4 protein-coding genes and 1 pseudogene are annotated in these 12918 nt (G+C 41.3%); 2 read left to right on the top strand and 3 right to left on the bottom strand.

The genetic code is table 11. From position 1 onward, the window contains the following. Positions 1-2: 2 nt before the first annotated feature. The 3 genes from Q763_RS16150 to Q763_RS16140 all read right to left on the bottom strand — a co-directional run bounded on the left by Q763_RS16150 (position 3) and on the right by Q763_RS16140 (position 8905). The gene (locus Q763_RS16150) at positions 3-7619 is read right to left on the bottom strand and encodes a T9SS C-terminal target domain-containing protein (protein WP_035136078.1); all 7617 of its coding nucleotides are present in this window, start codon (positions 7617-7619) and stop codon (positions 3-5) included. A 272-nt stretch (positions 7620-7891) separates the two neighbouring features. Then, positions 7892-8314, bottom strand: a complete 423-nt coding sequence (locus Q763_RS16145) for a hypothetical protein (RefSeq protein ID WP_035136077.1) — start codon at positions 8312-8314, stop codon at positions 7892-7894. Between the two features lie 156 nt (positions 8315-8470). Continuing rightward, a complete protein-coding gene (locus Q763_RS16140; protein WP_035136076.1) occupies positions 8471-8905 on the bottom strand; it encodes a hypothetical protein in 435 nt (144 codons plus the stop codon). A gap of 228 nt (positions 8906-9133) precedes the next feature. On the opposite strand from Q763_RS16140, the gene Q763_RS16135 reads away from it, so the two are divergent. Beyond that, positions 9134-10357 carry a DUF4856 domain-containing protein gene (locus Q763_RS16135; protein WP_035136075.1) on the top strand — a complete coding sequence of 408 codons (1224 nt, stop codon included), beginning with the start codon at positions 9134-9136 and terminating at the stop codon, positions 10355-10357. Positions 10358-10598: 241 nt separating this feature from the next. Further along, positions 10599-12918 (top strand): annotated as a pseudogene (locus tag Q763_RS16130) (hypothetical protein); the annotation flags it as partial.

The following is a 12918-nucleotide window of genomic DNA, read 5'->3' as shown; positions in this document are numbered from 1 at the left end:
TTCTACTTAATTAATGCAAAAGGTCCTTCAAAATTTACAAACTGGCCGTAAAATGTTTCGGCATTGATACGGTAATAATAGTTTCCGTTTTCAGACGGTATATCCTGAATATAACCGTTCCAGCCCCTTATCACTTCGCCTTTTTCGCTATAAATAAGAGAACCCCAGGTGTCATAAACATTCAGTTCAATACTTTTGAAACCTTTGTACACTGCGCTAAATGTATCGTTAACACCATCGGCATTTGGTGTGAATGCATTAGGAATCATAACCTCATAACCTTTTGTCACTTTAATTATAATACTGTAAGTATCTGTACATCCATAAGGGTATACTACGGTAAGGGTAACGGTATATGTACCTTCTCTTACGTAGGTGTGGGTAGGGTCAATCTCGTCAGAGAAACTTCCGTCTCCAAAATCCCATGAAACTTCGGTATAATCTCCGGTCGACTCATTAGTGAAACTTACCGGGTCCATTATTGAATATATCTGATAAGTAGTATAAGCATATGATTCTGTCGTGAAGAAAGCCTCGCCCAGTTGTTGTGTGTCTACCTCAAATGTTTGTGTAGCGGTACACCCCATAGAGTCGGTTGCAGTAACTATTACGGTGCCGTTCTGGTCGGTGGTCATAAACTGGTCAAACTGTCCGCTAACATCTCCCGTAGTCCATGAGTACTGGAAAGGAGGAACACCGCCTTCGGCATGGGCTACATTAACCTGACTTACAAAATGAGTATCACAGTTAAAATTAATATCGTTTGATACGGTGAGTGTAATTGGATCAGGTCGTGTAATGGAGTAGGTAGCCGAATTAGAACAACCGTTAGCATCTGTTACCTCTACAAAGTAGTTGCCCGATGTAATATTCAATAAATCTTCTGCCGTAGTTCCGTTAGACCAGTTGTAGGTGTATGGAGGAGTACCTCCGGCCACTAACAGGTCAATTGCACCACTCATGGTATCATCACAATCGGTAGCATGTGTAATATTGGCATCCAGTATTAATGCGGCCGGTTCGACTATAGTAAACGTCCTGATGATTTCACAAGGTGTACTGTCTGTAATAGTAGCGGTATACGTACCCGGACCTAAATTGTTTCGTGTAGTACCTGCTGTAGAACCATCACTCCATGTAAGTGTTACCGGAGCAATACCTCCTATAAGGTTAAGTGCTATACTACCATCGCTAGCTCCGTGGCAGGATATGTTAGTAAACTCAGGGTTTACTGTAAATACAGGGGCTTCTTCAATAACTACCGAAATACTCTTAGTACAGTTGCTTTCGTCGGTTACGATAATGGTATACGTGCCGGCACCCAAATTATCCTGAAACGTACCTGTAGCAAGGTTACTCCACTCTGCAACATAAGGAGGATTACCTCCTGATATGGCTAATGAAATCGAAGCGTTATCTGCTCCATAACAGGTAATAGGGGTTGTTGTAGGTATGATTATTATTTCCGGTTGTTCGGTTATTGTAACTGTTATAGAAGCATTACAACCTGAATTATCGGTTACTGTTAACGTGTAAGCTCCCGCAGTTAAACCTGTAGGGTCTTCGTTGGCAGAAGTAAATCCGTTAGGACCTGTCCAGCTGTATTCATAATCTCCGGCAGGCAACGGTACACCTCCGGCTATAGTTACATCAATTCCTCCGGTAGCATCGCCAAAACAAATTACATTCATATGAGTTTCGGAGATCGTAATTTCTTCCGGTTCGGTTAGTGTGTAAGTGCTGCTAAGGGCTGTACAGTTATTGGTGTCGGTTAGTGTAAGTTCATACGTGCCTGCAACCAATCCGGTAAGATTTTGCTCGGTTGAGGTAAACCCGTTAGGCCCTGTCCATGCATAAATATAATCAGAAGTACCTCCTGTAGGAGATATGTTTATAAAACCGTTATTTCCGCCAAAACAGCTCACACCATAACCGTTATAGTTTGAAACTGTACCGGTATAAGTTATAGGTTGCGGTTCTGTGATGATATAGTTTTCCGTTAACGGACAAGCTCCTGTAGTATCATTAATAACTATGGTATACGTACCCGGTTGCAGGTTGGCAATATCCTGAGTGTCGGCAGTAAACCCGTTAGGACCGGTCCAACTATAGGTGTATCCCGGATAACCACCTTCAACAGTAAGGTCTATAGCAGCATCCTGATTACCAAAACAACTTATACTAAATCCGTTAAAATCGGTAATAACAGCTTGTGTAATTGTTACGCCCGATTCCGGCTGAGTGATAATAATATCCTCAAGTGTTTTAACAGTACCGTTAGCATCGGTAACCTGCACGGTATAGTTGCCCGCAGGTAAATTGTCAAAAACATAATTTTCAGCAAAAGTATCTTCAACCGTTTCAATTACAGTGCCGTCTTCAAGCATCAGTACATAATCAAAAGGAGCAATGGAAACCTGAGTAATCTCTATTTCGATAACACCCGTAGCGGCTCCAAAACAACTAACATCCACGTGGTTTGCATCGGCTTCACCAATAGTAAGCGGAAGCGGTGCATTGATTTGTATGGTAAGTTCTATATCGTTACATAAACCATCACTTATAACAACGGTATAGGTGCCTTCGCCTAAGTTTTCAATATTTTGGGTGTCAGCAGTAAATCCGTCAGGGCCGGTCCAGTTATAAGTGTAACTGCCCGAGCCTCCTGTAGGGGTAAGGTTAATCCAACCGTCTGTAGCTCCCGATGTGCTTATCTGGAATCCGTTATAGTCTGAAACATCAGATGATACACTAAATTCCGGACTAACCGTAACTACCACTTCAAAAGGTTCTCCTGTACAGTTTCCGTCAGGAGATACAGGGGTAACAGTATAGGTAGCTGTCTGGTTGGCTGCTGTAGGGTTAGTAAGTGTACCTGTAACCAATGATGCGCCGCTGCCGGATGTGCCTCCGGTAATACCACCTGTAACTACAGGAGCATCCCATTGGTATACTGTTCCTGCAGGAAGTATAGTCGCGTTGGCTACAGGGTCATAACTAAAGTCATTTCCGCTACAAACAAGTAGTTCACCATTTTCAATAGTTGCAGCAGGGTATAAGGTAACCGTAACCGTGAATGTTTCACCATTACAGTTATTAACAACAGGTGTAACCGTATAGGTAGCCGTTACCGTTGCATTGGTAGTATTGATTAATGTCTGGCTGATTTCCGGTTGCGGAGTAGTTTGTTCACTACCACCTGTAAAGCCAGTACCTGCCGGAGCTGTCCATGTGTACATAGTGTTTGCAGGAACATTGTTCCCGTTACCATCAGTTGGGGTAACAGTAAATGTTTGGTTGCTACAGGTTTCTGTATTAATGTCGTTAACCGATGGTAGAGCATATATTGATATTGCAGCAGTTTCTGATAAGATTACCGAACAGCCTTCTATTGGGAATGTAATTTCACAATAGTAGTATAAAGTTCCCGGGTTGGTGTCTGTAGGCTGATATGTTGCCGATGTTGCTCCTGCAATTGGAATGCCTGAGGTTGTATCGTTTACCGTATTGCTGTACCATTGGTAGATAGGTGTGCCTGTGCCATTGGTGTAGTCAACATTAAGTTCTGATATTGGTTGCCCGAAACAAAGATCTTCGGACTGTGGTTGCGTGCTAATAATCGGAGAAGGATTTACAATCACCTCTGTGGTATCACTTGTTACACTACAGCCCGATCCTTCTGCAGTAATAATACAATAGTAATAAACTGTGCCTACTGTATCGGCAGGAGGGGAGTAGGTGTTTGCTGTTGCTCCGGCTATTTCGGTACCTCCTGTATTACTGTTTGCTGTGTTGCTGTACCATTGGTACGAAAGTAATCCTACGCCGCCTGTAGCAGTTACAGTTACATCTTCTGCAAACGGACTCTGGCACAATGACTGGGTTACTAATGGTTGTTGTGTAACAACCGGATCAGGTACTACAATAACTTCGGCAACTTCACTGGTAAGGTTACCGCATCCGTTGTTTTCAAAATCAACAGTTACATAATAGTAATAAGTTCCTTCGGCTGTAAAAGCAGGAGGAGTATAAGTATCCTGAGTCGCTCCTGTAATTAATGTACCTCCGGAGTTTGAAGCTGTAGTATTACTGTACCATTGGTAATTTGTGTTACCTCCGTCACCATCATAAGCTACACTTAGGTAGGAAGCAGTACCGCCTACACATAAGCTTTGTGTCTCAGTTGGTTGGTCAGTAATTACCGGTATGGCATTTACATTTACTTCAGCAGTGTCTGATGCTATTAGAGAACAGCCTCCTACAGGGAAGGTAATCACACAGTAGTAATAAGTTGTGCCTTCTGTTGCGGTTGGAGGTGTATAGGTAGAGCTTGTAGCTCCTGTAATTTCGGTTCCTGTTGTGTTGTCGTTAATAGTGTTGGAATACCACTGATAAGACGGTGTTCCTGTACCGTTTGTATAGGTTACAGAAAGTGTATTAGGAGTACCGTTTAAACATACATCGCTGGAAAGTGGTTGCTCACTAAAAACCGGAGCGGCTATAATATTTACCTCGGCAGTTTGTGAAGTAACACTACATCCCAGTCCGGTTTGCGATACCACGCAGTAGTAGTATACCATGCCCGCAACGTCTGTAGGTGGAGTAAATGTTGAAGCTGTGGCTCCTGTTACGGGTGTCCCCGAAGTGTTATCGTTAGCGGTATTGCTGTACCATTGATAAGTATATGACCCTACACCGCCCGATGCTGTAACTTCAAGAGTTGTAGCCGTAGCATTTTGACAAAGAGACTGAGTTGGTAATGGCTCACTGTCAATTACAGGGTCTGGTGATACGGTTATGATTATACTGTTACTGGTAGCCTGACATGCAACACCGTTAAAAGTACTCGTAACTATGCGCCTGTAGTAGGTTGTAGCTGTAAGTGCTCCGGGAGTGTAAGTTTCGGCAGTTGCTCCTGCAATATCAGTATAGGTTATATCATCTGCAGAGCTTTGCCACTGGTAGGTTAATGTTCCTACGCCCGACGCCAATGTAGAAGTAGTAATGGTATTAGGAACGCCTCCTGTACAAATGGTTTGATCTTCTTCAATAACACCTTCGTAAACATCGTTAACAGTAATGGCTATAAAGTTGGTAGTAGCGCTACATTCCACGCCGTTTAGCGTACTTGTAACCCTTCTTCTGTACCAGGTATTTTGATTGGTAACCGGAGGGTCGTAAGTTGCATCTGTAGCTCCTGCAACATCGGTAAAGCCGGTTATGTTACTGGTGGTTGATATTTCCCATTGGTAAGTGATTGTTCCTTCAGCTGTTGCGACTGTGGTTTCTGTAAGGGCTACAGGGTCACCTCCGTTACAAATAGTTTGGGTAGCGGCTATAGCACCCTGATTTATTTGGTTTACAAAAACGGTAACCTCGTCTGTTGCCGTACATCCGTTAGAGTCGGTTATGGTTAAAGTATAGGTAGTGGTTATTGCTGGAGCAGCTTCGGGTGTTGCAGTTGTTGCATTGGTAAGTCCTGTTGCAGGAGCCCAACTATAGGTATATCCAATTCCTGATCCGCCTGTGGCAATACCTTCTAAAGTGGTTGATTCGCCTTCGCAAATAGTTGCATCATCTCCTGCTTCGGCAAATACGATAGGACCAATGATTATAGATTGTGAGTCGGATACCGTGCCACAATCGTTAGTAATAGCAACAGTAAAAGTATGTGTGCCCGATGTGGTATAGGTTACGCTAGGCTCAGCATCAGTAGAGGTTGAAGGTGTGCCACCCGGAAAATCCCATAAATAAGTAGGAGTTCCGCCATTACATTCGGTAATGGTTGCAGTAGGTGTAATGGTTACTTCGGTAGCACCACATAATGGATCTATAGGGTCTATAGTCACCGTAGGCGGTTTTCTTACCGTTACTGTTTTGGTAATCTGTTCAGCACCACAAATATTGGTAGCTATAAGTCTTATAGTGTATGTTCCTGCGGTGTTAAATGTAAAGGCAGCATCTTTTGAATCGGCATCTGTACCATTTGCGAAACTCCATTCGGGAGTAGTATTGGTATCACATTCGGCTGCTGCAAATGTTACGCTCCAGTTGTATATTACATCACAGGAGTTGCTTTCGTCTGTTGTATTTGTTGTTGCTATCGCCAATGGTGCACATCCCTCGTTTGTGTTTAAGTCAAAATCAGGGGCAAGCGGACTCTCAATACAAATGGTTTGTGTGTAGGTAGAGTTGCCACACGGGTTACCTGTTGTAAGTGAAACGGTATAGGTCCCGGGTGCCGAGAAAGTATGGCATTGATCAGGAGGGTCTGTAGCGTTTACAGTAATAATATTATTTGGGGATGAAGGATCCCCAAAATTCCATGTGTACTCTGTCATTTCGTTACAACTGGAGCCAAAAGTTCCTTGTAGTGTTGTGTTTTCAAAACATATACTTTCGTTAATACATCCTCTTGCAGGACCATCAAACTGGGCTGTAGGGTTTATTCTTACCTGTACGTTACCTGCTGTATATGGAGTGCTGTCACAACCATTGGTAACAGTAAGTGTTGCTGTGAAACTAGTGTTGGGACACGATGTTGCTCCATAGCTATGGTATATGGTAGTTTCTGTTAGCGGGTGGTTTAATGTAACCGATTGTCCGTCGCCAAAGTCAAGTATATACGTCGTCCCCGGAGAGTTAAATTCCCAGTTACCTATAGTGAAAGGTACTTCTGCCGGAGCACAAAGTCCTGTTGTAGATCCCAGCGTACCCAAACTACCTGCCGGGTTACTTTGGTTGGCTACCACATAAACTTGGGTATTGTTACATCCGTTTGAACCAAATGCTGTAACAGCAAGGTTAAAAGAGCCCAGCTGAGTATAGGTGTGGCTTAAAGGAAAATCGGTAAAATCAAGGTTTGTTTGTGTCTCACCATCTCCCCAGTCTAAGGAATAGTTATTTGCACAGGTGTTTTGCGAAATGTTATTTATGGTAATGGTGTAATTGGAGTTACCCTGTGACGGACTGTTATCACAATTACTAAAGGGAGCAAAAACATCCTGATCCTCTATGGCAACATCTGGTTTTTGTTTAACCGTAACAGTGGTGTTATAAGTGTCTGTACATCCGTTTGCATCGGTAACAGTAAGTGTTACTTCAAATTCTTCAGTGCTACAGCCTATACTGTAAAAAGGATGGGAGGGTGTTGTCTCGGTTGAGGTTTCTCCATCCCCAAAATCCCACGAATAAGTGTAGGGAGCGGTACCGTTAGTGATGTTTGCAGAAAACAATATATCCAGTCCGGAACATTGATTGTCTACAAAATCAATATCATTAACCACGGGAGGTTCGCTTACCGTAATAGTAAATGCAGTTCTGTCTGAAACTTCTCCGTTAAGACTCGCTTCGGCGTAATAGGTTGTGGTTGTCGAAAGCCCATTGACAGAAAAACTTTCTCCTGTTACCAAAGGAGTTCCCCCGGTTTCTACATCGTACCAGTTAATTTCTGCACCCGGTACAGATGAGGCTGATAGTGTAACATCTCCGGAGCCACATAGTGTTGAGGTTCCGATAACTACCGGCGGATCGATATCAAATAAGTCCGCGGTTTTTGGTGTAGCCAATAATGTGAATGAACACAGCAGTAGGGCCATGAAAAGGTAAAATTGTTTCATACACAATTTTAATTTAAGTGGGGGCGGGTTAATAATTGATTAGGTTCCGCAAACCTACGAATATTTTGTTAACGTATAGTTAAGCATAAATAATTAAGGGGTTTATTACCGTGTGCAAAAAGGGGATTTATCCTTTTTTGTTTAATTAGTTGGTTAGTAGTGTTTTGTTTAGTTTTTGTGTCCTCAGATATTGTTATCTAATTTCTTTGACTATTAGAATTATATATCTTGATTATAAAAACAAACCCCGGTAATTGCCGGGGTTTTTGTTTTTACTGAGCAGTTGTTTTGTCAAACACGCCTAACTCGGCAGTTTGAACTCCGTTTTCCCATAGCGTAACAACAATTAAGTTGAGCTCTTTGATATAATCACTTATCCTAATCTCAAATGAGTCATTCAGGTAAATAATTAACCAACAGTCGCTGTTTACGAAAATGGTGTAACTGTTCAGGTCGAGGTCATACAAACCTTTAACCGAAACATGGTTAGGGGTGATTGTTATTTCAACCTCCTCTTTGCCCGTTTTAGGGGCTCCTGTATGTTTTGTGTATTCGCCTTGTAGTTGAGTAGGTACTGTGTAGGTACTATGGTAGGGGCTGAGTTGGGTGGGCTCCTGGTTAACCTCCTGTGGTTCACACGAGGTTCCTAGTAGGGAAACTATCCCTAAAAGGATTACTACAAAACAAGATTTCATAAAACGTGGGGGTGTGGGATTAAGCTACAAATATAAGTAATTATTTGATTGATAGTTATTTTTGAGTTAATTATTGAATTATTAACGTGATTAAATTGTTATTAAATAAAAAAGACTCCACAATTGTGGAGTCTTTCTCAAAGTACTGATTATCGGTTAAGGCTGTGGTTCCTTTTTTTTCACCTTGTCATAAATGCCAAGGTCGTTAATAATCTGTCCGTTTTCCCATAAAGTGATGTGTACAAAGTTTTCCTCTTTAATGTAATCACTAATTCTTATCTCTTGTGTGTCAGAAAGATAAATAATGGTCCAGCAGGTTCCGTTTACAAATACCTTGTATTGGCTAAGGTTCAGGTCATACATGTCCTTAATCCAAAACCTGTCGGCAGTCAGTTCAATAACAACTTCTTCTTTGCCGGTAGTATTTATACTGGTGTGTGAGTAATAACCTCCTTTTAGTTGGGTTGGTACAGACTGGCTTACATAAGTAAGCTCATTTTGTGTGGTGATTTGATTACTCTCCTGTGGTTCACAGGAACATCCCAGCAGGGCTACTAAGCCAGCCAGGAAAGTAAAAATAGTATGTTTCATTATTTGGGGGATTTAGTTACAAAATTAATAAATATTTAATAAGTAAATATTTATTATTGGCTTTAATTTGACTTAAGTTGTTAACATTGTGTTGATTAGTTTTATCGGCCTAGTGTTTTGGGGCTTTTTGATAGTAAATTTATTTAGATTTACTATAAATAATTTCATTCTGCAAGTAACAATGTTTTATATTTGCGACCACTAAAACAACAATTAATCCATATTAAAATGAATTTTAAAGCTATTACTATTTTAGCTGCGGCTACGTTTACTGTATCTTCTTTGGTTTCATGTTCAAGTGATGATGATAGTGTTAACGGACTTTCGTATGATGTTCCTTCTACTTATCAGTTTGAGAGAAACGGCGAAACAAGCGTTAATTTTTCAGGACAGACACAAAGAATAAAAATGCTTGCTGAGTTTGATGCTTATTCTAAAAATCAGGCAGGGTATCCTGACTTTGATGCTCAAAAGGTTATAGACATGTTCTCAAACAGTAATAATCCTTTTGCAGATGATGAACTTAATAATTCAGGTAAGCAACTAAGGAGTAAAACTGCTGCTTCGGCTGATTATTTTTCGGCTAACACAGTAGAAGCTAATGAAATCAAAACTACTTTTGATAACCTTTTTACCGAAATGGGTACTGTGGCAGCACAGTATGAAACTACAGGAGCTCCGGGTGTTGCCGGTTCGGTAGATGCAGGTAAAAGACTGGTAAACGGTAACGGACTTGAAATCAATCAGGCTATTATAAAAGGTTTAATGGGAGCTTGCTTTATGGATCAGGCGCTAAACAATTACCTAAGTACTACTGTGCTTGATGAAACAAAACTTGCTAATGATGCTGGTACGCTTGAAGATGGTGCAAACTATACTACTATGGAGCATAAGTGGGACGAAGCTTATGGTTATGTGTTTGGTTATACGACTACAAATACCGATGGTTCTGTAAAGAAATACTACTGGGAAAGTTATATGAATACTGTAAATGGTAATCCTTATTTTGAAGGTATTACAGATAACATTAAAAATGCTTTCATTAAAGGTAGAGCTGCTATCGTTAATAAAGACTATACTACACGTAACGAGCAAATAAAGGTAATTAAGCAAAATCTTTCGGTTATAGGTGCAGTTAGAGCTGTATACTATTTACATGAGGGTAAAGAGTTATTATCTACAGATGAACTTGCTACTATTAAGTCATTCCACGCACTATCTGAAGCTTATGGTTTTATAGCCGGTTTACGCTTTACTAATAATCCTGCTACAAATTCTCCTTATTTTACAGGCGAGGAAGTAAACGCAATGTTAGAAAGCCTTACTGGTGGAGAAAATGGTTTTTGGGATATGGATTACACATCAAATGCTGCTGATGCTGTTTCTGCTCAGATAGCACAACGATTCGGCTTTACCGTAGAGCAGGCAATTACCGAAGGAGGTAGTCACTAATACATGTAATATACCTTAATAATATATAAGAGTAAGGCTGCAATTGTGCAGCCTTATTTTTTTAACATATTGTGATATTAGGGTAAATGCTGTTATAATTGTTTTAATGATAATAATACATCATGCATTTTGATTATAATGTAAGATGTTTAATTTTATTTGTTTTTTTTTGTGTAATTAAGCCTGAATATTTGTTAATTTGGGCAACTTTTTACTGACTAGCTTGTTAAATATCACCATAATGGGAAGAATTAAATTTACTTTTTATGCCTTATTACTTTTAGTGTTTGGCTGTAATTTCGGCTATGCACTTTCAAGTAATGAAATGTTGCTTCCCCCTGCAAATGATGATTGTGCGGGAGCAACACCTCTAACCGTAAACCCAACTGAGATTTGTGCCTCCGGAACCACAGCCACTTTTGCCCAGGCTACGGCTTCTGTACTCGGTGCTACATGTACGGCCCAAAACGGTGCCGATGTTTGGTATGAGTTTACGGCGACTTCTACTGCACATACCGTTGCTTTATCCAACTTTTCGGGTACACCGCAGCCTATGGTAATTGTTTTGTATGAAGGAGATTGTACAGGACTGACTATGCTTTCGTGTAGCCAAAACAACGTACTTAATGCCTCAGGGCTTAATATTGGAGATACTTATAAAGTAAAGATTTACTTTAATACCACATCTCCCAGTTTAACCAATACTTTTTTGGTTTGTGTTACTACACCACCGCCACCGTCTAATAATAACCAGACAGAGTGTTTAATTACAACCGTGAACTACGATTTTGAGCTTCCTAATCTTACATGGTCTAATTTTCCAACATTTGTAAATCATAATGTGGTACAGGGATGGCGTACTACCGCTTCAGATCAGACAATGGAGTTTTGGCAGCAGCCTAACTATGAAAATGTACCGGCATATAGTGGTGACCAGTTTATAGAGCTTAATGCCAATGTGGTTTCTGGAGTTTATCAGGATTATGATACTCCGCAGTCAACAGTATTTAATTATGGGTTTGCACACCGCGGACGTCAGGGTACCGACACCTGTCAGTTATTAGCAGGTCCTCCGGGAGGGCCATATACTCCGGTAACAACTGTATCTACGGGAAATACGGCCTGGAGTTATAATACAGGTACTTACACTGTGCCGGATAATCAGCCGGTAACACGTTTTATACTGCAGTCGGTTTCCAGTGTAGGAGGCGCGAGTGTGGGTAACTTTTTAGATGCAATTAGTTTTACGGCTAATAACGGTATCATTTCGCCTAATCCTTTCTATATGGATTGTGGTGAGCTTGTAGCTAGCTTAGAAGCGGCAGGTACAGGTACATGGTCTGCTCACGATAGTAACCCTTCAACAGTAACTTTTTCAGATCCTACTTCAAATAATGTAGATGTATCAGGATTTTCGGTTCAGGGGAGTTATTACTTTGACTGGACTACAGAATACTGTACAAGTACGATAGAGGTCTCTTATACGGGACCATACCCTTTAGATCCTGTAGTTACAGATATTACCTATTGTCAGGGACAAACGGCAGTACCTATAGATATTCCGGTAGATGAACCGGGTTATACTATGTTGTATTACCTTAACGGTACCCCGTACTCTAATCCAACGCCAGATACCTCGGTTGTAGGTTCTGTTACCTATTATGTTTTACAGGAATCAGATGCCGGATGTCAAACACCAGCCTATCCTTTGGTAGTTACAGTGAACCCGGGACAGGATCCGGTTACCGATTTTACCCTTCCTGGAGCACTTTGTACCAGTGATGGTACAGTGACGCCAACTACAGGAACTGATTTTACCACAGGTGGGACTTTTAGTGCTCCTGCAGAGGTGGTAATAGATCCTGATACAGGGGAGATAGATTTGTTTGCCAGTACACCGGGTACTTATGATATTACTTATAGTGTAGAGGAAGATATTGAGAACTGTTTAATAGCAGGTAGTAGTACAGTGCCATTTACTATTAATGCAGCTCCGGTACTTATGTCTGTAACTCCGCTTGAACTTTGTGACGATGCTACTAATGATGGTGTTGCCGAATTTGATTTGGCTCCGGCTATTGCCGAGGCATTAAATAACCAAACAGGATATACGGTTACTATTCACCTTAACCAAGCAGATGCCGAGGCTAACTTAACTCCTCAGCCACAGCCTTTGTTTACTAATACAGTAGCAGGTGGACAGACGATTTATATGAGAGTAGTGGAAGATGGTACAACTACCGATTGTTATACTATTGAAGAGATACAATTACTTGTTCACCCCCTTCCAACCATCCTAACCCCAATCACGAACTACGTTCAGTGTGACCAGACGGACCCTGATGCCAACGACGGTATCGAGGAGTTTGATTTGACCACAAAAGATACAGAGATCACCGGCGGTAACGTAGATTACGCGGTGAGTTACTATATGAGTTTTGCCGATGCCGATAGCGCAACCAACGTTATTGCCAACCCGGCAACCTATCAGAATACCACTCCGTTTACCGAGACCATCTATGTACGACTGGAGAACACGGTAACGGGTTGTTACAGCGTTT

The organism is Flavobacterium beibuense F44-8, from assembly GCF_000769915.1.
Taxonomy (GTDB): domain Bacteria; phylum Bacteroidota; class Bacteroidia; order Flavobacteriales; family Flavobacteriaceae; genus Flavobacterium; species Flavobacterium beibuense.
The sequence above is the reverse complement of the archived record's forward strand: the minus strand, read 5'-3'. Positions and strand labels throughout refer to the sequence as shown.

Excerpts from the sequence above, each read along its gene's own strand:
- Q763_RS16150 (WP_035136078.1), bottom strand. The coding sequence starts at position 7,619 with ATGAAACAATTTTACCTTTTCATGGCCCTACTGCTGTGTTCATTCACA.
- Q763_RS16145 (WP_035136077.1), bottom strand. The coding sequence starts at position 8,314 with ATGAAATCTTGTTTTGTAGTAATCCTTTTAGGGATAGTTTCCCTACTA.
- Q763_RS16140 (WP_035136076.1), bottom strand. The coding sequence starts at position 8,905 with ATGAAACATACTATTTTTACTTTCCTGGCTGGCTTAGTAGCCCTGCTG.
- Q763_RS16135 (WP_035136075.1), top strand. The coding sequence starts at position 9,134 with ATGAATTTTAAAGCTATTACTATTTTAGCTGCGGCTACGTTTACTGTA.